Annotated in this window: 26 protein-coding genes; 7 read left to right on the top strand and 19 right to left on the bottom strand. The window is 47.8% G+C overall.

Annotation, left to right across the window (positions count from 1 at the left end):
- Window positions 1–25: 25 nt before the first annotated feature.
- The 6 genes from OEZ43_13825 to OEZ43_13800 form a co-directional block, all read right to left on the bottom strand.
- Complete coding sequence (locus tag OEZ43_13825; GenBank protein MDH5546668.1) at window positions 26–862, bottom strand: hypothetical protein; 837 nt, start codon at window positions 860–862, stop codon at window positions 26–28.
- Window positions 863–964: 102 nt separating this feature from the next.
- Complete coding sequence (locus OEZ43_13820) at window positions 965–1,966, bottom strand: hypothetical protein (GenBank protein ID MDH5546667.1); 1,002 nt, start codon at window positions 1,964–1,966, stop codon at window positions 965–967.
- 150 nt (window positions 1,967–2,116) lie between these two features.
- Complete coding sequence (locus OEZ43_13815) at window positions 2,117–2,842, bottom strand: DsbC family protein (protein ID MDH5546666.1); 726 nt, start codon at window positions 2,840–2,842, stop codon at window positions 2,117–2,119.
- A gap of 120 nt (window positions 2,843–2,962) precedes the next feature.
- Window positions 2,963–3,868 (bottom strand): site-specific tyrosine recombinase XerD, encoded by a 906-nt coding sequence (xerD, locus tag OEZ43_13810; GenBank protein MDH5546665.1) that lies wholly within the window; start codon window positions 3,866–3,868, stop codon window positions 2,963–2,965.
- Window positions 3,865–4,323, bottom strand: a complete 459-nt coding sequence (locus OEZ43_13805; protein ID MDH5546664.1) for a methylated-DNA--[protein]-cysteine S-methyltransferase — start codon at window positions 4,321–4,323, stop codon at window positions 3,865–3,867. The genes xerD and OEZ43_13805 overlap by 4 nt, the downstream gene beginning before the upstream one ends.
- A gap of 66 nt (window positions 4,324–4,389) precedes the next feature.
- Window positions 4,390–4,761, bottom strand: coding sequence for an Hpt domain-containing protein (locus OEZ43_13800; protein MDH5546663.1), 372 nt, complete (start codon window positions 4,759–4,761; stop codon window positions 4,390–4,392).
- 154 nt (window positions 4,762–4,915) lie between these two features.
- Here OEZ43_13800 and OEZ43_13795 point away from each other — a divergent pair, with 154 nt between their 5' ends.
- A complete protein-coding gene (locus tag OEZ43_13795; protein MDH5546662.1) occupies window positions 4,916–5,119 on the top strand; it encodes a DUF2892 domain-containing protein in 204 nt (67 codons plus the stop codon).
- A gap of 57 nt (window positions 5,120–5,176) precedes the next feature.
- Here OEZ43_13795 and rplS read toward each other — a convergent pair whose 3' ends face one another.
- From rplS to rpsP, 4 genes are read right to left on the bottom strand one after another with little or no spacing between them, the layout of a single operon-like run.
- Window positions 5,177–5,524 (bottom strand): 50S ribosomal protein L19, encoded by a 348-nt coding sequence (rplS, locus tag OEZ43_13790; GenBank protein MDH5546661.1) that lies wholly within the window; start codon window positions 5,522–5,524, stop codon window positions 5,177–5,179.
- 25 nt (window positions 5,525–5,549) lie between these two features.
- On the bottom strand, window positions 5,550–6,293 hold the full coding sequence (gene trmD, locus OEZ43_13785; protein ID MDH5546660.1) for a tRNA (guanosine(37)-N1)-methyltransferase TrmD: 744 nt from the start codon (window positions 6,291–6,293) through the stop codon (window positions 5,550–5,552).
- 20 nt (window positions 6,294–6,313) lie between these two features.
- Window positions 6,314–6,820 (bottom strand): ribosome maturation factor RimM, encoded by a 507-nt coding sequence (gene rimM, locus OEZ43_13780; GenBank protein ID MDH5546659.1) that lies wholly within the window; start codon window positions 6,818–6,820, stop codon window positions 6,314–6,316.
- Between the two features lie 12 nt (window positions 6,821–6,832).
- Entirely contained in the window at window positions 6,833–7,069 is a 237-nt protein-coding gene (rpsP, locus tag OEZ43_13775) for a 30S ribosomal protein S16 (GenBank protein MDH5546658.1), read from the bottom strand.
- Between the two features lie 495 nt (window positions 7,070–7,564).
- Between rpsP and OEZ43_13770 the strand changes: the two genes are divergently transcribed.
- Both OEZ43_13770 and OEZ43_13765 read left to right on the top strand, forming a co-directional pair.
- Window positions 7,565–8,068 carry a histidine phosphatase family protein gene (locus tag OEZ43_13770; GenBank protein ID MDH5546657.1) on the top strand — a complete coding sequence of 168 codons (504 nt, stop codon included), beginning with the start codon at window positions 7,565–7,567 and terminating at the stop codon, window positions 8,066–8,068.
- A complete protein-coding gene (locus OEZ43_13765) occupies window positions 8,055–9,734 on the top strand; it encodes an ATP-binding protein (GenBank protein ID MDH5546656.1) in 1,680 nt (559 codons plus the stop codon). Before OEZ43_13770 ends, OEZ43_13765 begins: the two co-directional genes overlap by 14 nt.
- A gap of 65 nt (window positions 9,735–9,799) precedes the next feature.
- On the opposite strand, the gene OEZ43_13760 is transcribed toward OEZ43_13765, so the two are convergent.
- Genes OEZ43_13760 through OEZ43_13750 form a run of 3 tightly spaced genes read right to left on the bottom strand, consistent with a single transcriptional unit; the run spans window position 9,800 to window position 12,654 of the window.
- On the bottom strand, window positions 9,800–10,435 hold the full coding sequence (locus OEZ43_13760; GenBank protein MDH5546655.1) for a hypothetical protein: 636 nt from the start codon (window positions 10,433–10,435) through the stop codon (window positions 9,800–9,802).
- Between the two features lie 50 nt (window positions 10,436–10,485).
- Window positions 10,486–11,847, bottom strand: coding sequence for a signal recognition particle protein (gene ffh / locus OEZ43_13755; protein ID MDH5546654.1), 1,362 nt, complete (start codon window positions 11,845–11,847; stop codon window positions 10,486–10,488).
- Between the two features lie 42 nt (window positions 11,848–11,889).
- Window positions 11,890–12,654 carry a 3',5'-cyclic-nucleotide phosphodiesterase gene (locus OEZ43_13750; GenBank protein ID MDH5546653.1) on the bottom strand — a complete coding sequence of 255 codons (765 nt, stop codon included), beginning with the start codon at window positions 12,652–12,654 and terminating at the stop codon, window positions 11,890–11,892.
- A gap of 124 nt (window positions 12,655–12,778) precedes the next feature.
- On the opposite strand from OEZ43_13750, the gene ccsA reads away from it, so the two are divergent.
- From ccsA to OEZ43_13735, 3 genes are all read left to right on the top strand, one after another.
- Entirely contained in the window at window positions 12,779–13,579 is an 801-nt protein-coding gene (gene ccsA, locus OEZ43_13745; GenBank protein ID MDH5546652.1) for a cytochrome c biogenesis protein CcsA, read from the top strand.
- Between the two features lie 185 nt (window positions 13,580–13,764).
- Entirely contained in the window at window positions 13,765–15,024 is a 1,260-nt protein-coding gene (locus tag OEZ43_13740) for an HlyC/CorC family transporter (protein ID MDH5546651.1), read from the top strand.
- A gap of 192 nt (window positions 15,025–15,216) precedes the next feature.
- Window positions 15,217–16,347 (top strand): methyl-accepting chemotaxis protein, encoded by a 1,131-nt coding sequence (locus OEZ43_13735; protein MDH5546650.1) that lies wholly within the window; start codon window positions 15,217–15,219, stop codon window positions 16,345–16,347.
- 28 nt (window positions 16,348–16,375) lie between these two features.
- Here OEZ43_13735 and OEZ43_13730 read toward each other — a convergent pair whose 3' ends face one another.
- The 6 genes from OEZ43_13730 to OEZ43_13705 form a co-directional block, all read right to left on the bottom strand.
- Entirely contained in the window at window positions 16,376–17,392 is a 1,017-nt protein-coding gene (locus OEZ43_13730) for a diguanylate cyclase (GenBank protein ID MDH5546649.1), read from the bottom strand.
- A 14-nt stretch (window positions 17,393–17,406) separates the two neighbouring features.
- Entirely contained in the window at window positions 17,407–18,435 is a 1,029-nt protein-coding gene (cheB, locus tag OEZ43_13725; GenBank protein MDH5546648.1) for a chemotaxis-specific protein-glutamate methyltransferase CheB, read from the bottom strand.
- Window positions 18,435–20,672, bottom strand: coding sequence for an ATP-binding protein (locus OEZ43_13720; GenBank protein ID MDH5546647.1), 2,238 nt, complete (start codon window positions 20,670–20,672; stop codon window positions 18,435–18,437). The genes cheB and OEZ43_13720 overlap by 1 nt, the downstream gene beginning before the upstream one ends.
- Complete coding sequence (locus OEZ43_13715; GenBank protein MDH5546646.1) at window positions 20,669–21,367, bottom strand: chemotaxis protein CheW; 699 nt, start codon at window positions 21,365–21,367, stop codon at window positions 20,669–20,671. The genes OEZ43_13720 and OEZ43_13715 overlap by 4 nt, the downstream gene beginning before the upstream one ends.
- The gene (locus OEZ43_13710; protein MDH5546645.1) at window positions 21,364–23,379 is read right to left on the bottom strand and encodes a methyl-accepting chemotaxis protein; all 2,016 of its coding nucleotides are present in this window, start codon (window positions 23,377–23,379) and stop codon (window positions 21,364–21,366) included. The genes OEZ43_13715 and OEZ43_13710 overlap by 4 nt, the downstream gene beginning before the upstream one ends.
- A gap of 199 nt (window positions 23,380–23,578) precedes the next feature.
- Window positions 23,579–25,069 (bottom strand): hypothetical protein, encoded by a 1,491-nt coding sequence (locus tag OEZ43_13705; protein ID MDH5546644.1) that lies wholly within the window; start codon window positions 25,067–25,069, stop codon window positions 23,579–23,581.
- Window positions 25,070–25,251: 182 nt separating this feature from the next.
- Here OEZ43_13705 and OEZ43_13700 point away from each other — a divergent pair, with 182 nt between their 5' ends.
- Entirely contained in the window at window positions 25,252–25,602 is a 351-nt protein-coding gene (locus OEZ43_13700) for a hypothetical protein (GenBank protein ID MDH5546643.1), read from the top strand.
- The last annotated feature ends 31 nt before the right edge of the window (window positions 25,603–25,633 follow it).

Here is a 25,633-nt window from a genome sequence, read left to right as displayed (position 1 = left end):
GGAATAACGCAATACCCGAAAACACCTAGTCAAAGCGCATGGAAAAGCCGATATTCATGCCCCACATGCGTGAAGTGGAACGGGGCTCATGCACACCACCCACTACAACGCCTTGAGTCGTCAGATCCATATGGCCGCTGCGCCCGAGATCCCAGGCTTCCCAGAAGGGTTCCAGGTTCATCTGAAAATGACGTCCTAACAGAATACGTATAGGCAGAGTAAATTTAGCGCTGTAGTGTTCGCCCAGGTTGAGCTTGACGTTATCCACGTTATCTTGCCGAAAGCTAATCGTCATTTCCGGCACGAGTGTGCGCAATATTGAGATCTCTCCAAACACATGCACTGGCCCCATGCGGAAGAGATACCCTCTCGCACCGACGTGTGCATACCACCAACGATAGAGTTCGTACAAACCAAGAACTTCGTCCTTGCTTTCAATATCTCTCACCCACTGGTGAAAACCGACTCCCGCATAGATAAAGGAATAATCATGTCGACGCCAGGTCTCGTAGGCCCGCCCTATTCCGAAGGAATAGTCAGCTATAGTCTCCAGGGTTCTGGTTTTATGCTTTGCGCCGGAGCCCTGCGCCTCACCATCATAGGCAACATTGCCCTGGTGCAGGCCAGCATTGGCCTGGACATAAATACGGTTGAAGGTGGTCTTGAATTCAAGATCACCACCATAGATCCAGCCCTTTTCCGTAACCACCTTGCGCTTGTCCTTGTCGGCACGCATATCGTCGTACTCAGCAAAGTCGAAGTTGGTCACCACCGCATTGAGGTCGATACCGTCCTCGGGGTGGTAGGCAAATGCAGGAAAAGCCCCAAATAAAAACAATAAGATAGATATGATACGAATCATAGTTGATGAAACAGTGTACTGCCGCCGCTTGCTGTCTACTGGCGGATGACTATAACAGACAATGACTTAAGATGAGGTTAGTGCACGTTCACGCCGAAAAGTTTAGATAAATTGGTTCAATGGTGAGTCCAGGAGCAATAAACGCCAGGTGGTTTCCGTTGTATTGTCGACAATGCCGTCACCATCACTATCTGTCTCAACCAAAACATTGCCGCCACCTATCGCGGTTATAGTAGACACACTGGTAACGCCACTGCTGGTTTTAGCGCTGCGAAACTGCCCGGACTCTGGCGGCTGCCCCAATGTACCGCGCAAGGTTTGCACGGTTTCAGCTGCAGATTCACCAGTCACCGGCCCATTGCTCTGAACCTTAAAATCCCATTCGAACAATTGCGTCGTTTCATCCCACGCATATGTCACCTCATAAGCCTCTATGCCTATTTGTTCCTGACCATTATTGAACCAGTTACGATCCGAACTTCCCGCCAGTATCTGCGTATATTGAACACCGTCAACCACCGCCATTAGTTCGCTCATGCTGCCTTTGGCGTAGCTAACCTGTCCCGAAATTAAATCGGTGCGTCTGATATCTCTTGCTATGGTTGTCCCTGTGGACCAGCTGACATCGACATACGGCTGCCCAGTCAGGACATCCACAATATACGAGCGCGTGCCGTCCACTTGCGTATCTCCAGTCACGCAGGCGCTATAAGTCGTGATGTAGCTATCGCCCTGGGAATACCATGGAGGCGGTTCGTTGTTTTGGGTATCTGTCAGTGTGCCTCCGCCCTCGCACGGCGTAGTCGTCTCCAACACCACGCCTTTGGCGATATCAGAGTCCGGGGTGCGCGCGGCAGCAATACGCATTAAGCCCCTGTCTCGAGCGTCCCAGGGTGCTTGCAGTGGCGCTGTAGCTGGAGCCGCAAGGTGTAAGAGCGTGGGAGAAAAACTGTTATTCAGGGTAATTGCTGTATGGCTATAGGAGGCAGTGTCGGAAACCTTGCCACACTCTGCCACACCATTGGAGCAACGGCTGCCACCACAACTGGACAGGACAATAAAGGCCCCAAGCGTGGCAAACGCTAGTGTCAGCTCTCTGCTCATGTCGGATTCCCCACGTAGACTTCTAGGTACTATTTATCGCTTTTGTATTTAAAGTGTAGCTGAAAATCGCTACGCGACGCCTGAATATATGAAAAATGAACTGGATATCGAGTGTATCCAGTTCATTTTGATGTAAGGGGAAAAAGTGACTTATACGTCTTTCAGAATCTTCTCAAGACGCTCGGCTGGCACATATCCAGGGATCACTTCGCCATTTTCGAGCACAATAGTTGGCGTTCCGGATACGCCGAAATCTTCTGCCATACGCATATGCTCATCGATTGGGTGTTTGCAATCCGCTTTAGGCAGTTCTTCACCCGACTTTGAACGAGTCATGGCATCTTGTTTATCTTTGGCGCACCAGACACTAATCGCCTTGAAGTAAGATTTGGTGTTGGGGCCGGAACGCGGGAACGAGAGATAACGAATCTTGATACCTTTTTCCAGGTAGGTTTCCATTTCACGATGCAGTTTGCGGCAGTAACCACAATCAATATCAGTAAACACAGAAATGGTGTGCTTTACTTTCCCCTTGGGATTGAATACCACCATGGTGGATTCATCCATTTTCTTCACCAGTTTCTTGCGCTGAACTGCGCGCGTTTGCTCGGTCAGATTAACCTTGGTAGTGAGGTCAATAAGGTCACCCTGGATAAAGTAACGCGCATCGGCAGAAAGATAGACAATCTGCGCCCCGAAAACCGCTTCATAGATACCCGGAATATGTGATGGCGAAATTACATCGGGTTTATTCTGAGGGATAATTTTGGCTAAGGCGGCTCTGATTCCTTCAATTTCCTTTTGATTATCAGCAAAAACCTGCATAGTCGGCGCTATTAGCAACATAATCGCAGCAATTAACTTCAATTTTTTCACTTTTTACTCCTGAATTGGCGCTACCACCCCGAATAATGGGGCACAACATACCAGCGTTATCGCCCTGTGGCCACCGGAATTGAGTTTTTTGACAGGTAAACATGTAAAAGATTTCGATTTTTATCCGCGCGGATGATGCGCTGAGTGAAGGGATTTCAACCGTTCCCGTGCAACATGGGTATATATCTGCGTCGTCGAGAGATCACTATGTCCAAGCAGGAGCTGAACCACTCGCAAATCGGCACCATGATTGAGCAAATGGGTAGCAAAAGCATGTCTCAGCGTATGTGGTGACAAGGGTTTGGTGATCCCAGCAACAAGGGCATAACGCCGAATAATATGCCAGAATGCGTGGCGGGTCATACCAGTGCCACGAGCGGTGACAAAGACCGAATCGCTCATGCGACCGTTCATCAAACCAGGTCGCGCCACACGGAGATATTGTTGCAAGCGACTAACGGCTTCATCCCCCATAGGCACCAGCCGTTCCTTATTTCCCTTACCAACGACCCTAACCACTCCCTGGTTGAGACTGATCTGGCTCAACAACAGGCCCACCAGCTCGGATACCCTCAGCCCCGTCGCATACAACAGCTCCAACATCGCCCTGTCACGCATACCGAGATCACTGTCCTCAGCAGGCGCAGCGAGTAAGCTGTCAACCTCCTCTTCGCTCAGCGTTGCCGGTAGCGTACGTCCCAGACGAGGAGATTCGATTAAACGAGTAGGTTCATCCTCTCGCAAACCCTCTCTTACCAAATAGCGAAAAAAACGCCGCATGGCAGACAGCAATCTCGCCATTGAACGAGGCTTGCGACCATCTCGACTAAGCGCCCCGAGGTAAGCCAGCAAATCACTACGTTGCGCGAGTTCGATATCGACTCCCTTCACATGCAACCAAGCACGCAGACTTTCAAGATCTTTACGATAGGCATTGAGCGTATTTTCGCTCAAGCCGGCTTCCATCCACATCGCATCAATGAAACGTTCGATTAATCCGGCAGAGGTCTCTACAACAGCACTCAATACTCCACACCTTCATGTCGCAATAACCACTGTTTTATTGCAATCTCTTTTCCGTTCACTTGCCCCATGAAGCCGCCGATCCCTTTTTGACTGACAACACGATGACAAGGAACAATCAATGGAACGGGATTCTTGCGACAGGCATTTCCAATAGCCCGCGCACTACTTCCCAGGCGCTTGGCCAACTCGCCATAAGTGATAGTGCTTCCCACCGGTATTTGTCTTAGCGCATCCCAAACACGTTGCTGATACTCCGTTCCCTGGGGCGAAATATCCACCGCAAACGGAAACCTGGGATCTTCAAAATAACGTTGTAATTGCTGGAGTATTGGATGGGAGACTCTTACTGAGTTCGCGCCAGTCTCATCATCGGAAAAATCCAGTGAGGTAATCTTCCCCTCACTGATTGACGCTTGCAGGAAGCCAATTGGCGTATCGAGGCTGACTGTTTCCATGACAATTACCTGTACTGGTTTTACCTGCACAAAACATAGCATGACTTAGGTGTTGCCGGCGAAGAATTAGTGGGATTTTATACGAGCGAATTGCTGAACAAGGAGTGACAGTGAGTGATGAAGATCCACATCGTCACCGTTGCGCATATTTTCTTCTATATATTTACAAACCGTAGAAAATGCCATCATCCCCAGATTGGCGCTACCGCTCTTGAGTCGGTGAGATACGCCAATAATTTGCTCTTTGTCGCCTTGTTCTATGGCGAGAGACAATGCTTCGATCAATGGCGGTGTGGTATCGATGAATTCATTGACGATTTGATCAAATTCATCGCCCAGCATACTACGCATGTTCGCAGTACTTTCCTCATCAAATACGGGGAGCTGATCGATATTTTCCAATTCCATGCTGGGAATGTTCCCTTTCAGTACGGTCATATGAGGGTATCGAACCTGATAGAAAGGTATTTACCTGAGAATTGTAAAAATATATTTCCTGAGCGCCATAACACGTACTGACAAGTATCGGTTTGTGTACTGTAATAGGTGTAGGCTTGATAACTAGTATTTCAGAAAAGGAGTTGGCACAGTCATGAACAAAAACTTGGGTACAACCGATAAAATTATTCGCATCATAATTGGTATTGCATGTATCGGTGTTATTGCCTCTGGCGCCGTTCAAGGCGTTTTGACGATAGTACTGGGAGTGCTGGCGGCAATAATGATCTTAACTGCACTGATCAATTTTTGTCCGCTATATTGGCTCGGCAAAATTTCAACCTATAAAAACGGATAGACACTACAAAAAAAAGGCGTGCTATGCACGCCTTTCCGTAGTCTCATAAAGTAGACTTTATGAAAGCTTTTCTTTGATTCGAGCTGCCTTACCTTGCAGTTCACGCAGATAGTAAAGCTTGGCACGACGTACATCTCCACGACGCTTAACGGTAATGCTGTCAACCGCAGGGCTATGTGTCTGGAAAGTACGCTCAACCCCTTCACCGTGGGAAATCTTACGTACAGTGAAAGCGGAATTCAGACCACGATTACGTTTGCCAATAACAATGCCTTCAAAGGCCTGCAAACGCTCACGGTTACCTTCAACCACTTTGACCTGAACAACAACAGTATCACCTGGCGCAAAGTCAGGGACATCGGTCTTCATTTGTTCGGCTTCGAGCTGATTAATAATGTTGCTCATGGCTCACTCCATAATATCGATGTATTCAAGATTCATTTTGTTCCTGGATGAATTCCCGCAGTAACAACTGCTGTCGTTCATCCAGCTCGGATTCATTTATCAATTCCGGCCTTCTTAACCAGGTCCGGCCCAGCGCCTGTTTCTCGCGCCAGCGGGCTATCGCCTGATGATCACCACTTAACAATACCGCTGGTACCGTCTCGCCTTGATAGCTTTCGGGCCGGGTATAGTGCGGACAATCCAGTAAGCCCGACACAAAAGAATCCTCTTGTGCCGATGCCTCGTGCCCAAGCACTCCTGGGAGTAAACGCGCCATGCCGTCTATTAAGACCATAGCTGCCAATTCGCCCCCACTGAGTACGTAGTCCCCTATAGACCACTCCTCATCGACTTCAGACTCGATGAAACGTTCATCGACGCCTTCATAACGACCAGCGACTAATATTACACCTGGACGTTGCGATAATTCCTGCAGACCCTGCTGGTCCAATCTGCGCCCCTGGGGAGAAAGATAAATCACTTTGCGTCCCACAGGCCCAGCTGCCTTTGCTGCCTGCACCGCCTTCTGCAGCGGTTCTACCATCATCACCATCCCGGGACCACCACCAAATGGACGGTCATCGACAGTACGGTGACGATCGGCGGTAAAGTCTCGCGGGTTCCAGACCTGTATGTCCAAATCCTTGCGCTTCACCGCTCTGCCAATAACACCATATTCCAGAAATCCCGTCAGCATTTGCGGGAAGAGTGTTACGACGTCAATTTTCATTCATCTGGCGCCTGAACCGCTTAAAAGTCCAAGGGCCAATCAACTTTAACAAGCTGTTTTTCCAGGTCTATTTCAACTATCACGGAACCCTGAACAAATGGAATCAAGCGTTCAACATCGCCTTTGACTACCATCACATCGTTAGCGCCGGTCGCGAATAGATGGTCTACTCTCCCCATTGGCGTTCCATCGATATGTTCAACGCTCAGACCTTCCAGATCATTCCAGTAATACTCGCCTGGGGCAAGTGCTGGAAGCTGTTCCCTGGTGATGCCGATATCGACATCAATCAGCGCTCGGGCATGATCCCGGTCGTGGCAGTCTTCTAGTAGGGCAACAATGCCCTTACCATGCTGCCGGGCAGCAACCACCTTACGGGGCTGCCATCCCTGGCCTGTTCGGAGCAACCAGGGATTGTAATGCGTGATGTTATCTATTGGATTGGTGTGAGAATAGACCTTCACCCATCCTTTCACACCATATATGCCCGAAATCCTACCGACGATAATCGGACTCTCACCACCCATGCGTACTTTGGCTTATGCCTCTTTCAGCAATTTTGCAACGCGTTCAGAAGTTTGTGCACCCTGGCCTAACCAGAATTCCACGCGCTCCTTGTTGACGCGAAGACGCTCTTCAGCGCCAGTTGCAATAGGATTGAAAAAGCCGACACGCTCAAGATAACGGCCATCGCGGCGATTACGCTTGTCAGTTACAACCATGTGGTAGAAAGGACGCTTTTTTGCGCCGCCGCGTGATAAACGAATCGTTACCATCTACTCAAATCCTCATCAAAATAAATCAGTAGGCCTATTGCGGGTCCGTCTACGGCCTCCGCCGGGCGCGCGCAAGCCACCCATGCCCAAAGAAGCGGCGAATTTTATACTAATGTGGATGTGATTTAAAGGATTATCCCTTGTTTGGCTACAAATTATGCCAAACCGCCGACGTATCAAGAATAATCCCACCCGAGCTTTGTCCAAACAAACCTGTACACTCATATATATCAATAAGTTACACATTTTTCCCCACTATTACTCGCAAATTACCTGCTAATGATTCTATTTATATGAGACGAAATAAACCCAATAGACCTTGTTGCGTGATAAAAAATGAAACCTGGCCATCTTTGTGCGAATTTCTTCATATTAATCCCAATAGTCTTCTTGGGCACCTTACCAGTTTATGCGGCAAATCAGCCTCACCTACTTGCCGACTCGGCTCTACGTGATTTCATTCCTACTTTGAAAAAAGGCGGCTATGTGATCTATATGCGGCATACCGCAACCGACCACACACAAGAAGATGTCCAACCAGTAAACCTGAAGGACTGTACTACTCAACGAATGCTATCCGAGACTGGCAGAAATCAGGCAAGGTGGATAGGCCAGGCATTCCGGGACATGAACATTCCCATCCACGAAATTCACAGCAGCCCATTTTGCCGCTGTATAGAGACTGCTCAACTTTCCTTTGGCGCACCGCAGGTAAATGACTCGCTTTACTTTGTAATGAGCCTTACACGGGAGGAACGCGAAAAAAAGTCCCGCATTCTTAACGAGCTACTACACAAAATTCCTCCTGGCGGAACAAATGAGGTGATCGTCGCGCACACGGCAAATTTACAGGAGGCTATCGGAATCTGGCCTAAGCCAGAAGGGGTAATCCATATATTCAAGTCAGACGACAATCATTCGTTTTCAGAAATCTATGCGGTTTTACCAGAGACCTGGAAGACGATAACAAGAAAATCCGGGAAAGATGAAATTCAATAGCTTTTCCAGTTGGTCGTTTAAAAATCAGATACGACTCACTTTATTCCTTGCAAGCCTGGGTATCGTTACTGCCAGCACGTTTACCTTCTTAACTGCCAGCCAGTATGAAGACACGGTAGAACACATCGCAATCGAGGAAATTCATCAACTACATCTTGTTGCTCGGGGCTTCGAGGAACTTTCAAGCATTCACAATGATATATTTAATCTGATTAAAAATGCGCCGAAAAATTATAGCGAACAAGATGCCTACCTACTTGGTCGCAACTACCTCGATAGAATCGATAACCTGGTTAGCCAGCTTTCCAACAAAGTAAATCACTCCCCGAACGCGCATCATTTTGACTATGAAATTAATTTTGATCAAATACATGACGAGTTAATTCTTTACCGAAAATCCATCAGTCTCGCGATAGAGATGATTACCGTAAATCTCAGGCTGTCAGAAAAATATTTGCTTGAGGCGTCTAACAGCTTTAACAAAACCAATAGCTTTCTTTCGCATATTATTTTTGACATTTCATCTCACATTAATAGCGAACTGGTTGTGGAGATGGATACCATCAAGGACGTGTACCACCCTATTGGCACCGTCATAGCAGCATTTGTCATGATTATGCTATTGACGAGCTTTGCTGTTACGCGCAGTATGTCTCGCAATGTTAGCGTAATAAGCAAGACGCTAAACGATTTACAACAAGGCAACACAGATATTGAAATTCCCTTGAGAGGAGAAAATGATGAAATTGCAACCGTCTGCAGAAGTCTGGAAAAATTTCGCTCCTCGCTCATTGAGCTTGCAAATTCTCAGAGTCAACTCGCTGAAAACAATCACATGTTATCTGAAGAAGTGGAAAGGCGACGACTAGCCACCACCGACCTGCAAAATACGCTCGCCGATTTATCTAAAGCCATGGATGCGGCAGAGGCATCAAACAAGGCTAAGTCACTATTTCTCGCCAATATGAGCCACGAGGTAAGAACGCCATTGAACGGCATCATCGGAATGGCAGATTCCCTAAAGGATACTCCGCTGGATGAAGAACAAACACAATATGTCGATGTACTCTATGCGCAGGGACTTCATCTACTCGAACTACTAAGCAATGTTCTTGACTACTCTCAAAACGTGTCAGGAGAATTTGCGCTGCAGTTCGAAACCTTCAATTTGCGAAAACTACTGGAAGAAGTTCTAGAGCTCTTCAGGAAGTCACACGAAAAACCCGATTTAGAACTCATACTCCAATATGATCCGATGCTATCGGAAACGCAACAAGGAGATCCAATTCGACTGCGACAAATCCTGGTTAATCTTATCAGCAACGCCTATAAATTTACGCAACACGGTTCCATTATTCTTAAAGTGAGCAAAGACAATAACAACTGGAATCTGCTGCGATTCTCGGTTACAGACACCGGTTGCGGTATCGAAAAAGGCAAACTCACCTATATCTTTGAAAAATTCACCCAGGTCGATGAATCTTTTACCCGTATCCATGGCGGTATAGGACTTGGTTTAGCGATTAGTAAACAGCTGGTTGAACTAATGGGAGGATATATCGGAGTGGAAAGTACGCCAGGAAAAGGTTCACGCTTCTGGTTTGTATTACGCTTTCCAGACAATTCTTCTACGGAAGTTCAAACCATTCCAGAAGCAAGCGCATAACGACGTGAATAAGTCCGTCAAGGTAAGATTTCGTATCTTCCGGGTAAGTTTTTTCAGATAAGTGGTTATTGACGGATTCGCTGATCAAAGCGACTCTTCTGTCCTTCTATATTCCCTGATCTCGGTGGAATAGCTTGAAATACCGCTTGCTCCCGAATTCGTGGACCACTAACTGCGATAAAACCTACTGGCGTACCGACAAAGGTGTTTTTAATCGTCGCCGCTGTCCAATAAGGCCAGGCGTTATAGGATCGTAATTCGCCATTCTTAGACAAATACCAGGTCTGCCAATGAGGATCCTTGTACCAATTGGAACTCTCTTTCTTCTTGCTGACATGGCAGGACTGTATAACGCAGCGATACCCATTAGTCGTCAACATATCCTTATATATGTCTTCCAATACCTCAGAACTCAATCCACCTAGCTCATGTGGATTGACATCCCCATAGTTGGCGGTTTTGACTCGCTCAGGACTGGATGCACGGATATTATCCTTACCTGCCTGGTTAATCAGCGTCTCGAGTTTCTTGCCGGGCACGCTTTCCTGAATGAGCAATTTACGAATGGCAGACTCCGGCACGTTCTCCACCAAGCCATATATCGCAAACGTCGCCGCCGTTCCCCCGCAATTCATCGCCAAGTGCTGTGTATAGTCCTTCATTTGGTGAGACTTCCACTGATCTAAAGTGAAAACCGGCATATTAAATCCTTTTAATTCTAGGTTGGATGGGGCTGCAAAACCTTGTTGCGCTAAAAGGGCATCCCGTTAGGCATACCGCCCTTGAGTTGTTTCATCATCTTCATCATGCCACCCTTCTTGCCCATCTTCTTCATCATCTTCTGCATCTGGGTAAACTGCTTGAGTAGGCGATTTACATCCTGAATTTGGGTACCGGAGCCATTAGCGATACGACGCTTGCGTGAGCCGCGTATGACATCCGGACGGGAACGTTCCTGAGGGGTCATGGACAGGATGATCGCTTCAACCTGTTTGATTTGCTTATCGTTTACCTTGCTCTTCACCTCATCGGAGAGCTGCCCCATGCCCGGCAACTTATCCATCAGGTTGGCAATACCGCCGAGCTTGTTCATCTGCTGGACCTGGCTGAGGAAATCGTTTAGATCGAACCCCTGCCCTCGCTGAAGCTTGCCCGCGAGGCGCGCGGCCTCGTTTTTGTCGAGCTTGGACTCGGCCTCTTCTACCAGGGTGAGCACGTCGCCCATGCCAAGAATTCGAGAGGCAATACGTTCAGGGTGAAACGGCTGGAGAGCTGTAGTCTTTTCACCAACACCGATAAACTTGATCGGCTTACCCGTAATCTGTCTTACCGACAGAGCAGCACCGCCGCGGGCATCACCATCGGTCTTGGTTAGCACCACACCCGTCAGGGGCAGGGCGTCACCAAAGGCCTTGGCAGTATTGGCTGCGTCCTGACCTGTCATGGAATCGACGACGAATAAGGTTTCTACCGGATTGATGGCTCCATGCAGACGCCGAATCTCGGCCATCATTTCCTCATCCACATGCAGGCGACCCGCCGTATCGACAATGACGACATCGGCGAATTTCTTGCGCGCAGCGTCTATCGCACCCTTGGCAATATCAACAGGGTCTTGCTTTTCATTACTGGGATGGAACAGCGCACCGACTTCGGCGGCGACGGTCTCGAGCTGCTTGATTGCTGCGGGCCGATAAATGTCCGCACTGGTCACCAGCACGGTCTTGTTTTTTTTCTCTTTTAGCCAACGGGCCAGTTTGGCGACAGTTGTCGTTTTACCCGCCCCCTGGAGTCCTGCCATCAGAATCACGGCGGGGGGTTGTACGCTAAGATTTAGCTCCTCATTCGCCTCACCCATGACATGGATAAGTTCATCATTGACGACTTTGACAAAGGCCTGGCCGGGGGAGATGCTCTTGATGACTTCCTGGCCAACCGCCCGCTCTTTGACGCGATTAACAAATTCCCGCACCACAGGCAAGGCTACATCGGCTTCCAGTAGCGCCATGCGTACTTCTCGCAGGGTATCCTTGATATTGTCTTCGGTAATGCGTGCCTGACCACGAATGGCTCGTAGAGACTGGGCAAAGCGATCGGTGAGATTTTCGAGCATGGGTCGGCCTTGTCGGAATAATTGCGAAAACAGGGCCTGGGATTATAACGTAAAAACCTCGCCCCCGACCAAGGTTTTAAGGGCGAACTGTTGTACCGCCACGCGCATTTCCGAGAGTATGGCAATTTCCTCGCCTGGTTTCAGATGCGTGAGATAGACATCGGGGCGATGCTTCAGCTTGTTCAGGTCATTAGCCAATAACGAGGAACAATAGTGATGGGCAATTTGCGCGAGATTTCGTTGTCGATTGGTAAACGCCGTTTCCACAAACAGTAATTCTAATGATCCGTGTTTGTTAAGCGCTTCCCAGAATGAGTCATTGGTTGTTGTGTCTCCACTGAACGCGAACGCGCCATTCTCTCCCTGTACGCGATAACCTGCGGCAGGAATGTTGTGATTGACAGCAATCATTTCAATGACGCGCTTCTTTATCTCGATCGTTTCACCTGGCACCATCGAGTGAAAATTCAGCACTGGATTTTCTTCTGTAGGTAAAACTGTAAAATCTGGCCAGATCATCCAATTGAAAACATGTTCCTTGATCGCCTTGGCGGTTTCAGGCTGCGTGTACACGTTGATAGGATCATTGATACGTTCAAATATGCTGTCGATCATCAAAGGAAGTGCAGTGATATGGTCCATGTGTGAATGCGTCAGAAACACATGTCGTATGCGACTCATCTCATCCAGCGATAAATCACCGACGCCAGTACCCGCATCGATCAGAATGTCATCGTCAATCAAAATTGACGTGGTTCGAAGACCTGCACCGATACCGCCGCTACATCCTAGGACCCGAATCTTCATATTGTTCTGAACCTGCTCTCTTTACTCGTCCTGAAAAAGTTTGCCATTTTTGCCAACTTACCCCTTCAATGGCGCCGGGGGTTGTGCCATTATTCGCCTGAGTTTCCTCGGAGCCCCGTTTACAATGCTTACTTTTGTTAGTGCGCTATCCATACTTTGTTATCTGCTTTCATCCGTTATACTGCTGCGTCGTCTTAGACCTGACCTCGCCGCCGCACCAGGTAAAAGCATTGTACTTCTGTGTACCTTCGTCGCACTGTTGCTTCACGCTTGGGCCTTATACGCTACCGTAGTGACCGAAGCCGGTCTCAACCTTGGATTTACCAACATAAGTTCCGTTGCTGTCTGGTTCGTCGCAAGTCTACTGTTAATCGCGATGATGAACAAACCTATCGAAGCGCTTGGCATCATTATCTTTCCCGTAACAGCCATCGTATTGTCTATACATACCACCGTTCCGACAACACATATTGTGCTGAATGAAGCGAGAGGCCTGAGTATTCACATCCTGTTTTCCATACTGGCCTACAGCCTTCTTGGGCTAGCCTGTGTACAGGCAATACTGCTATCTACCCAGGAGCGAAATCTCCATAACCGCCATCCGGGTGGTTTTATCCGTGCGCTCCCTGCACTTGAAACCATGGAAACATTATTGTTTCAAATGATCAGCATCGGTTTCGCCCTACAAACCATGTCTCTTGCCAGCGGTTTTGTCTACCTTGAAGATATGTTCGCTCAACACATCGTGCACAAAACCGTGCTTTCCGTCGTGGCCTGGCTAGTGTTTGCCACCCTGTTATGGGGGCGCTGGAAACACGGCTGGCGCGGTCGTACTGCCGTACGCTGGACCATTAGCGGCTTTGTCACACTAATGGTCGCCTACTTCGGCAGTAAATACGTACTCGAAATACTGCTCAAGCGTTAAACGGCAAATATAACGGAAAACTTAACATTTATTGAAAAAAAACAACGCACTATTCCATGAAGAATGTCGATAAATTTGATCTCGGTTAAAACGTTACCGACGTCATTCGGGATTGACAGCGCCCACAATGGCCCGTGTAATACGGGTTGGATTCCGCTTATCGAGGCTAAAGGGGTTAGCCATCATTGAATGAAATTCCTTTAAGTGCGCTGTTTGGCTCACTGATTTTTCTCTTAATATTGTCCGCCTTTTTCTCGGGATCAGAGACAGGCTTGATGACGTTAAATCGTTATCGGCTGAGACATCTGCTGCAGATCAAGCACAAGGGCGCTATTCGAGCGAACCGCTTACTCGAGCGTCCTGACCGCCTGATTGGCCTCATTCTGCTTGGCAATAATTTTGTTAACATCCTCGCCTCATCATTAACCACTATCATCGCCTTGCGTTTAGGTGGGGAAACTGCCATCGCCATCGCGGCGGGCCTATTAACACTTGTCATTTTGATTTTTGCGGAAGTCGCGCCTAAAACGCTGGCCGCTTTGCATCCAGAGCGCATCGCCTTTCCTGCGGCTTTTATCTTTATTCCACTACTGAAAATACTTTATCCCCTGGTATGGGTGGTCAATGGCATAGCCAATTCCTTGCTGCGTTTGTTAGGCGTCGATGTCGAAGGCGCGAACAGCCATCACTTGAGTACGGAAGAATTGCGCACTGTCGTAAATGAGGCCGGCGCATTGATTCCAAAACGACATCAGTCAATGTTGCTGAGCATACTGGACCTCGAAAAAGTGACTGTCGAAGACATCATGATTCCACGTAATGAAGTGCAGGGAATCGACCTCGAAGACGATTGGGCAGATATAAAAGAACAACTCACTCACAGTCAGCATACCCGTCTGCCGGTATACCGTGGTGATATAGACAATATCGAAGGAATTCTCCATATTCGGCACGTCATGCATTTGATGGCTCAGGAAGAGTTTTCGAAACAGGCGATTGAGGCCAACATGCGAGAGCCGTATTTTATTCCGGAAGCCACGCCACTCAATACACAGTTGCTTAATTTTCAACGCCAGCAACGCCGAATTGGTCTGGTAGTTAACGAGTATGGTGACATTCAGGGCCTGGTTACACTCGTAGATATTCTTGAGGAAATCGTCGGTGAGTTTACCAGCGACCCGTCAGCACTCATCAAGGAAATCCATCCCCAGGAGGACGGGAGTTTTCTCGTCGATGGCAGCACCTATATCCGTGAACTAAATCGTGTGATGCAATGGGATCTTCCTCAAGACGGACCAAAAACATTAAACGGTGTGGTGGTGGAATATTTGGAAAGCATTCCGGAAGCAGGAATAAGCGTCAAGATTAACGAATATGCCATCGAAATCATGCAGACCTCTGAAAACATGGTTAAAACTGCGCGAATTATGCCGCCAGACTTATAACCGCACTGTCTCTCATATTAAATTCGTTAAAAACACTCAAAATCAGGGCCTCTTTTGTCGTTATATCTTGATGAATAACGGATAGACACCTGAATAGACGTGAAACAAAGTCGCAGTTGGATTCTTCTTCGCAACCCTAGAAAAAGTCTGCTCGCGCGCCTTATGTATGCGTGTTATGGCTTCGGATTGTTCATGGGCGCTGTTTTTCCATTTTATGCCGCCATGTTCGTCGAATGGAAACCTGGAATGTTGGTATGGTTTACTATCGGCTGCATACTCGCGGGAGTGACCATTGGCATTGTCAATTTCTATCTGGTCAACCGCATCCTGCTCTCGCCATTACGCGAAATCAGAAGCATCTCACAAGCCATTGGTCGAAAAGATCTCACACAAAGCTGCGACTTTAAATACGATGATCTGATTGGAGATCTGGCCGAAAGCACCAATACCATGCAGGAAACCTTTCGCGAAATTATCGGCAAGATTCAGAAACAGACGGCTAGTGTAGCGGAAACAACAGATGCGGTATCGAATCTGGCCCGCACAACACAAAATAGCGCCAGTCAGCAACTTGAGAAGAGCAAGGTTACCAACCACTCAATACAGGAAATGCTACGCGGTATTGTTGAAATCAACGAAAATGCGGTTGCCGCTTCGGAAAACGCCAACACGACCGAGGAAAAAGCCAGTCAAGGCAGCCATCATCTGGAACAAACAACCCGTTCTATCACGCAACTCTCGGAAGAGATTACCCGAGTAGCTGACAGCATCGAGGCTCTGGCGCAACAGAGCAATGAAGTAGGACTAGTCATCAACGTCATTAGCGATATCGCAGAACAAACCAATTTACTTGCGCTAAATGCCGCTATCGAAGCCGCACGCGCTGGAGAACAAGGCAGAGGCTTTGCCGTAGTCGCCGATGAAGTACGTACCCTGGCATCACGCACACATGAATCCACAACCGAAATCAAAAATATAATCGATCAACTACTAAGTAAATCCAATGTCGCGGTAAGCTCGATGGAGAACGCCAAGATGCTTGCACATGAGAATTCGGAAACCGTTTCTTCGGTGGCAAAAGATCTGATTGCGATGATGAGCGAGATCGAGAAAATTGCCGTACTAAACCGGCGTATCGAAAGTGCATCTCAAATACATCGTCAATCGAATGAGAGTTTGAGTGATATCACTCACGAAATATCTGATATGGCTAAAAAGGTAGTCAACGATGCCAGTTCATCCCTGGAAAAATCCCACCAGCTGTCGAACATGACTAGCGAGCTCAAAACGCTGATTAATCAGTTTAAACTAAAGAAAAACTAATAAATTTTACAACTTCAGAATTTGTGTCCTATTTCTTCTTGTTCAAATCGTTGTAAGAAACTATCCGATTTCTTCCCTGTTCCTTTGCCGCATACAGAGCCTTGTCTGCTTTTTCGAGTAGTCGTTCAGGTGTATTCTCTTTTTCAGACGGCTTGCACGCCGCAATACCTGCGCTTATCGTCACAATTTTCTGGGTTGAATAGTCATGTGGAATGTTAAGGTCCATCACATTACCACGAAAACGCTCAGCCATTTTGTATGCGCCGTCCAGATCGGTGTCAGGTAAGACGACGACGAACTCTTCTCCACCATAACGCGCCAGCAAGTCCGCCGGGCGATTGAGCACCGCGCTTAGTGTGTTGGCGACTCTTTTCAAGGTATCGTCACCCTGTTGATGGCCGTAGTTATCGTTATATGCCTTAAACATATCCACGTCGACCAAGATCATCGACAATACGGATTGTTCGCGACGTGCACGCTTCCATTCATTTTTCATAAACTCGTCGAATCGACGACGATTGGCAATTCCTGTCAAACCATCCAGGCAGGAAAGCAATTGCAGAGTCGCGTTACTCTCTTCCAACTGAGCCTGCAATTCCTGTAACTGACGATATGCTTCGTCACGCTCCAATTGTGTGAGATAGCTGCGTGAATGCGCTTTCACTCGCGCGATCAATTCTATTTTGTCCGGAAGTTTAACCAGGTAATCATTTGCCCCCACGCTAAAGGCCAGGCTTTTATCCTTCGGATTTTCCTTGGTCGATAAAACTATGACCGGCACATTTGCTGTTACAGAATTTGAGCGATAGTGTCGTACCAGAGAAATACCGTCGAGATCAGGCATAACCAGATCCTGCAATATGACAGTAGGGCGTAACTCCGTGGCGAAATCAATTGCCCGCGTCGGTTGATCACAATAGTGAAATTCGATCTCCGGGTCGTCGGCCAGCATACGACGCACAGCTTCCGCAACAATAGACTGATCGTCTACCAGCATCACAATGGTTTTCTGTGCGTCATGTGTCTTTTGAATTTCGCCTGACATTCAACCCATACTCTTTATCTAACTCTTGCTGCCATATAACGTTCGACCGCTGGACCGATTTGTTCCAGCGGTAATTCTTCTATTGCTGCGTCAAGTGCTCGCGCAGCACCGGGCATTCCATAAACCGTGCTGGTCTGCCTATCCTGCGTAATGGTGTAATAACCATTCTCCCGCATGTTTCTCAATCCCGTGGCACCATCACTTCCCATACCGGTCAGCAATACACCACACGCGGGGCGCTTCCAGTTTTCCACCACGCTGTTTAACCAAATATCGACAGAAGGTCGATAAGGATAGTCTAGCGGCAAAGTGGTATACGCCAGGTGCCGGTCCTGATTAAGCACCAAATGATCCGAGGTCACTGCAACGTAAATTCGCCCCTGACAGAGTTTACTCCCTTCCACAGCCCGCTGTACTGGCCGACCCAGTTGCTGACGTAGCCACTCTATAAAGCTGGGGACAAATTTTTCGTCCATATGTTGTACGACAACAATAGCGACTGGCAAATTCCGCGACATTCTATTTAATACATTCAAAATCGCCTGTGGGCCGCCAGAAGAAGCGCCTATTGCCACCAGGCCGGTGGCCTCCATACACGCATCCATACTGGCACTCTGCGCGCGCTTGGATGTTAACTGAGTTGTAGTCGCCATAGCCGCGGCATGCACGAGTTTGATCTTAGTCAGAAACTCGTCTGTACCCAGATCCGGGTCTCCGGTACAGGCTAAAGGCGTGGTAACAACGTCGAGCGCACCGTGACTCATCGCGTCGAATACCATCGCAATATTCTCATCAACTGAGGCGGTAACAATCAGTATCGGACAGGGATTGTTCTGCATGATTTGCCGTGTAGCCTCCACCCCGTCCATTACCGGCATGATTAAATCCATTAAAATGACATCTGGCAGATCCATGCCTGATTTATCTACGGCTTCCTGACCGTCACAGGCTAGCCACGCGACATCGAATTCCGTATGACGCATTAATACCCTGCGTAATCCTTCAGAAACTAATGGCACATCATTGACGATTCCAATTCGCATTAATGCTTTCCTGCCAACATTGCGTTCACCGTATGTAAAAAGGCCTGTCGAACCGTGTCTCGCGTATTCAACTGGGGCATTGCCCATTGATCTTCATTCAACCAAGACTTGTCCATATCATCGACTAACATCATGGTGCGTGTATGACGCAAAGATTCATCCTTGTTCAATACAAAAAACAATTTTCGCAGCGAGTCCTCCCCTATGTCAGTTCCGACAATGACGCCATCAGGTGTCTGTCCTCTGATTCGATCAACCACACTGTCTGAATAGCGCATCGTAATCACTTGATAGTCGTGTCGAACCAAAAAACGTCTTGCCGTTTCACGTGTTGTAGGAGAATCGCATATCAAAAGCAGGTATCGCTCGCCACGACGCCGAGGCATGGCAAGATTAATCTTGCGTTCTGCATTCAAATCGCTGTAAAGCCCAGCCAGTGCGTGAGAACTGAAAATCAAGGTCAGTTCACCGTCATCGAGTATAGCCGCGGAATCAACACCTGGAATGTCTCCAAGATCAGGATCAAGACGTTGTACCGAGACTTCGCGCTGTCCAAGTATATTGTCGACGATAATCGCGATTTTTTGATCCGCCTGATCAATTAAGACTACGTCCAGCTCTGGAGCAAGCTCTGGCACACTTTCACCCAGTAGTTGATCAATACTGATTAACTGAAACGTGCCGTCATCAAAATAGCAACAATAGCCGTGTAAATTCTTTGCGATATCCTGTCGTTGTATCCGCGTCACGCGGTGTACTCGCGACAAGGGAAAACCATATAACTCACCTGCCGCTTCCACCAATAGAATTCGCATAATGGAAACTGTTTGGGGTAGAAGTAACTGAAAACGCGTTCCCTCCCCCGGGCGACTACTTACAAATATGCTCCCTCCCAGTCCCTCTATCGTTTCACGCACCAAATCAAGACCTACTCCCCTCCCGGACAGAGTATCAGTCCGGCTACGCGTACTAAATCCAGCCATAAACAAAAACGACAACAAAGAGCTTGAATCCATATCGTCAAGAACATCCATTTTCGAAATTCCTTTCTTAACTACCTTCCGTTTTAAGGCACTAAGATCCACCCCTTTGCCATCATCTTCGACGACAATAAACAACATTCCAGCGCTCTGTGACACTTCAAGCGTAATATGACCCTCAGCAGTTTTACCCATATTCAACCTGGTCGATTCGTCCTCAATGCCATGATCAACCGCGTTTAGAATCAGGTGTTTCAATGACGTGTCTATACGTTCCAATACCTCACGATCCACGAGTGTCGCCAAACCAGACATATGCAGTTTGACTTTTTTACTCAGCGTTCTTCCCAGATCCCTTACAATACGAGGAAAAGCATGTACAAGAGCCGATACCGGACGCATGCGCGTAGATCGTACTTCCTCATGCAGGCGTTCGATCAATAGCGCATTGCGGCGATCGAAACTATCAAGCTCAACAATCCTTTCATTCAAGGTGTGCCGCATATGCATGGCAGACGTATAGCATTTTTGAAATTGCGACTTTACTAAACCGCTTATCGGCGCATCTCGCATTGTCACACGCAGGCGATTCAACTCATCCATTAAGCGATTTTGCTGTTGTTTGAACTGGGTGAACGTTTCCATCATGTCGTTCAGGCGGTGACTTTCTACCAGCGATTCACCGGCAAGGCTTAGAATGCGATTGATACGATTTACATCTACTCGCAGTGTGTTCCGTTCCTCATTTAATAGCGTTTCCTTCGCGTACTGTTTATTCGCCTCATCACGTAACAGCCGGGCATCTATATCATTACTGGTCACAACCACTGAATCTCGTTTATTCTTATTCGCTATTGCCAACAAGTTTGATTCTATTGTGCCAATTTGAATTTCGTATTTTGCATCCCAACTGGTCATATCACTGTCGGGAAGTTTGGCAATTTCACACAAAACGTCTATGCTGCCCAACAATGCGTCGATATCATCATGACTGAGTCTCAGATTGCGTTGCTGAGTTTGCACAAAGCACTCTTCCAATACATGAGAAATTCGCACAACGCTATTGACATTCACCATGCGTGCGGCGCCTTTAATAGAGTGTGCAGCTCTCATCAACCGTTCAAGTTCCTTTGCCGATGCATTTTGGTTCTCCAGCGCAAGCAAACCCTGATTGAGAATATTTGTCTGACTGTCGAGCTCCATGCGAAACAGATCAAGCATGGAAAAATCACTGAGATCTCCACCGTTTCCACTCATGTCAAAGCCTTCAGGTATTGCAGACCAATTGACTCCATATCCAGTTCGAAAACGACTTCATCAAGATAGGAATCAAAAACGAATTCCTGTTTCACGTATGGACGTAACTTGTCGCTACACCTGTGCCCTGGAGGTTTTGCCTCCTGCGCCTTGAAATAGTGTAAGTTGCGCACCTCGTCCACTGACACCGCCAGGCGTTTTTTACCTGCTTGCAAAATCACCGTGCGTTCAAATACGCCTGTGTCCTGATAACGCTCCTCGCCAGCACAGGTCAAACCAAAGAAGACATTCAAACATATGCTGGGATAGATCGCGCCATCCACCGGTACAAGTCCTCGAATAAAGCCACTCTCCCTATTCGGAATTCTGTGCACTTTGCTTTGGGGGGCTATGGAGATAACCTCTTTAGGTCGGGTGCAAAACCACGTCGTTCCCAAGCGAAATGGCAACAGAGAAATCCCTTCGCTACGCGCTACAACTTCGCCTGAATGAAATAAGTCAAGTGAGCGTTCAAACAGTTTTGCCTGACTACTTTCACGCGCAAACACCCCTTGCGCAGCCGAAGAAAACACCTCGCAGTTTCGACAGTGCCGAACAATTTCCAAATATTCACATCGCCCTACTTTACTGCTCCAGACGCCAATTTGACGCCAACAGGCCTGCTCTACCAGCTTTGCTATTTTTTCTTCGTTCATGATGAGCCACCACTATCGCCATCTTTGAACAGAGCGTTTTTAGTCCTCACCTTAAATCGCGACACACTACTGTGCAGCCCACCTGCCGCATTATTCAGCCGTTCAATTGCAGCGGAGGAAATATGCAGTGATTCCACTGTGCGTCGAGCAGCATCACTGAGATGCTTCATCACGTCGTTAATCTGTTCTGCCCGTTTAGATTGAGAGTGCATTCCCTTGTGTACTAACTCAAAGCGCGGCCCGAGTGTTTCCACGCGATCGATGATCTCTGATTGTTCCTGGCTCACGTGTTGTACCACTGCAACGCTTTCCTGCAACTGATGGGCGAACTTACCCATACTGCGCACACCTGAGTTCACCGCATCTTGCATCTCTCTTATCATTTGCTCAATGTCTAAAGTCGCTACCGCCGACTGGTCTGCGAGACGTCGTATTTCATTGGCAACGACGGAAAAACCGCGGCCATATTCGCCCGCTTTTTCCGCTTCGATGGATGCATTTAAGGACAACAAATTGGTTTGGTCCGCCACGCGCGAAATTGTCGTCACCACGTCACTGATATTTGTGGCCTTATCGCTCAACACTTCCAGTTCGTCTGATACGATGCTGGAAAACTCCACCACCTGACGCATGAGTTCTTCCATGCGCACCAGCCCCTTGTGACTCTGTTCCGCTGAGCTAGAGGCCTTTTCCGCGACTTCCGCCACTTCGTCCATGGTCTCCAGCAATTCTTTAGACGTTGCGGAGATTTCAGTTGCGGTAGTGGCGATTTCTCCTGTGGTAAGCGCATTCTTTTCTGCGGTAAGCTCCACTTGCTTAACGCTTGCCGCCATTTCAGTCGCCGCAGAGGTCACTTGCACACCTGAGCGTTGCACTTGCGCGACGAGTTCATTGAGACGCGAGGTCATCGTTTGTACGCCTTGCGCTAATTGCGCGATCGCATCGTTGCCACCGATGGAAATATTCTGGGTAAGATCTCCGTCCGCAACAGAAGTTACGATGAGCAGTAAGTCATCGACCTTTTTCTGCAAGGTTTCCACCGCTAATTTCTTTTGTTCGATAGACGTGTTGATGAAGTCAATCATGATTTGCAGACTACTCGCCAACTCACCGATGGCATCATTACCTGAGAACGGTACGCGCGCGTTAAAGTCACCTTCGGTTACACGGTTTACCACCTCAAGCATCGCGTCGACCTTGGTCTGCAAATCGACGGCAGTCTGGTGTTCACGATCATTGGCAGCATTGATATTGTCAGCCATGGTGTTAAAGGCGCGTCCCAGCCTCGTAAATTCATCATTTCCTTCAAGCTCGACGCGTATGCCAGTATCGCCTTGACCACGCTGACTAACGGCGTGATTGAGTTTTCCCAGCGGCAGGATGACCCAGCGGCGTAACAGCATATTAACCAGTATCATTCCGACCCAGAACAGCACCAGATTCGTTACCACATTACGAATCGTTTCGGTCGCGGAATTGCCGTCCATATGCGCTAATGAATATGACACGCGAATCGCGCCATTCACCGCGCCGGGCTTCACATCGTGGCAGCGCAGACAATTCACGCCGCGGGTGTTTTCACTTGCTTTAAATGGGGTCACTACGGTCATGACACGACCTTGAGGTGTATCTTCAACGATGAGACTGGATTCACCTTGCAAACCTTTGTAGTCCAATTCATCCACCGCCTGTTCTTCCGGTAGACCTGGCCCATACTGATGAGAGACCGGTTCGCCGCGCACCACGCGTGCCTCTTTAACCTGAGAACGCGCTAATAGCTTTTCACGTAATATAGATCGCTGTTCCATGGTGCCGGTCAGCATCATGGTATTGAGACTATCGAAATACCAATAGGAGAGATCGGTTACCTGTTCTTTGGCAACCTCAAGAATATAACGTCGTTCACTCATGACGTTAACCACGGTAGCGACCGCAATTACCGCCAGGAATATGAAGGCGATGATGATGTTTAACTTCGCCCTGATCGACAGCTTGCTGAAAAATTTTTCCATCGTGGCGTGCATCTATCGTCGAACAACATGACGAGTCGAAAAATTCCGATATTAATCATTAAGTTAGTTTGACCTTTTAGGCCTCTATATATATCGGAATTTTCTATACTATTCTTGATAGCGAAGTTCAGTGATTTATCACTGAAAACGATGATTTTTCATCTAGTTATAAATGTGAGCGAAGTAAAGCCAGGTTTTTTTAATAGGTTTCAACCTGTAGTTTAAAAGTCGTCCCACCTTTGATGATCGTGTTCTGATAGGGAAGCTCATCCGCAGTACTGTTATTCCCACGCGCAAACACGGTTATCTTAAGCTGAGTATATTCGGCAAACGCCCCCTCACACTCGATCGCTGACAGACCATTCTGCACTCTTGTGACATATTTTGGTCCGCAAACTAAGGATTTGATACCAGAACTTTCGGGAGGGGCCTCTACCAGGAGTAAAACCAGATCGTCGATATGATCAGGATACAAAACGACACGTGTGTTCAACTGGCTCGACATTGCCTCGCCACCCGCTTTTGCCGCGATAAAGGTACTGAAAGACACGCCACCCTGGGCGGCTACTTCACCATCGACAACTTGCGATGTACTACCGGGATTCAACAAAATCGGCATGTTTCTCAGCTGCAGGAATCCACCCTCGATCACGCTGTAGCGCATACTCTGAAACCCAAATTGCAGCGGAGAAAGCGCCTCATCAAATACTAAGACTTCAACGTTATCGGTAGTCGCGATAAAGCTGCAACGCACAATTTTCGTTGCAATACCGTTAGTCAGCAGATTTTCACAGACGATTGGCGCCGATTCCCCACCGGGTTGTTTAACAACCATGTGCAGCAAATTCGGAAAAGAATCCTGAGCGGCAATCTGTATGGTTTGACGTTGTCCGACTACGAGGCCACCGCACTGGGCGTAGCCGATGATTTTAACTAGATCAGGCAAATCACCCGAAGAAGTAGCCGACGTATGACATTGTGTCCCTGCTGAATCGACGAAATCCGGCATCGGCATAAAAGCGGGGATATCGGTTGGTGTATCTGTTCCAGTACCTGTATCTGTTCCAGTACCTGTATCTGTTCCAGTACCTGTATCTGTTCCAGTACCTGTATCGGTTCCAGTGCCTGTATCTGTTCCAGTGCCTGTATCTGTTCCAGTGCCTGTATCTGTTCCAGTGCCTGTATCTGTTCCAGTGCCTGTATCTGTTCCAGTGCCTGAACCCGTACCTGTGCCAGACCCAGAACCCGTACCAGTCCCTGCATTCGTGCCGAATCCGACACCTGTACCTGAGTTAGTATCTGTTTCTGTATTCGTGCTATTGGTATCCGACGTATTGTTAGTCGCATCGCTCTGTGTTTCAGAACTGTCTGCAGGTACCTTGTCTGTGCCGCTATTGTTGTTACTTTGGCTGGTTGAATTTGAATTATCAATAGTGTTGCTGCTGCCTGTGCCCGTTTCCGTAACAATCACGTCAGAAGTCTCACCACTACCATTCGCGTTGGATATTGTGGTGTTTTCGGTATTTCCACCCTTTGAAACACTTTCAGGTTGAGAAGATTGGCTTCGATTTGCGGATAGCTCTTTTAACTGTTCACAACCGCCGAGCTGAAGCGTAAAAAATATGATCCAGGCCACGCCGAGGTAACGTACCAGTCGGGGCGTCATGATGTTAATAAATTGATTTTTCACGTTTTCCCTCTTCCCACACGCGGTAATTTTTAGAATTGCGCCCTTTACAGGTCTCGGTATATGTATCTATTATTACTAAACTTTTGTCTTGATTGCAGCACTTTTTCAGTTTGCGTGTACAACTAAGTATAGTCGCTGTGATTAAGTTGGTTTTAATTTCTTGAAAAGAAGTCTGAGGAAAAATGAAAAAGAGTCTGCAGTTCACTGTTATATCGTTGATTTTCGTACTGGCTAGCGCCTGCGCCACCATACAGTTCGGAACAGATTTTAATCCCAAGGATTTCGAGGCATGGGTAAAGCGTGGTGAAACCACCCAGGCCCAGGTCAAGGGAAAGATGGGTGAACCTACGAGTACCGGGGCAGTGGTCGAGATGGATGGAACTTATTACACCCGGTGGACCTATTACTATGGCAAGGGCAAGATACACAAACTCAAAGACGCCAATCTCAAGGTTTTGGAGATTCGCTTCAACAGCCATAAACAGGTAGTCAGTTTTAACTGGTCTGCGCCTAACGAGACGATTTCTAATTAAGCTTCTTTCTTCAACAACAATAAGTATAAAA

The sequence above is a fragment of the Gammaproteobacteria bacterium genome, from assembly GCA_029881255.1.
In the GTDB taxonomy this organism is placed as follows: domain Bacteria; phylum Pseudomonadota; class Gammaproteobacteria; order S012-40; family S012-40; genus JAOUMY01.
Note: the sequence above shows the minus strand (reverse complement) of the source record. Positions and strands in the feature narration are given on the sequence as shown.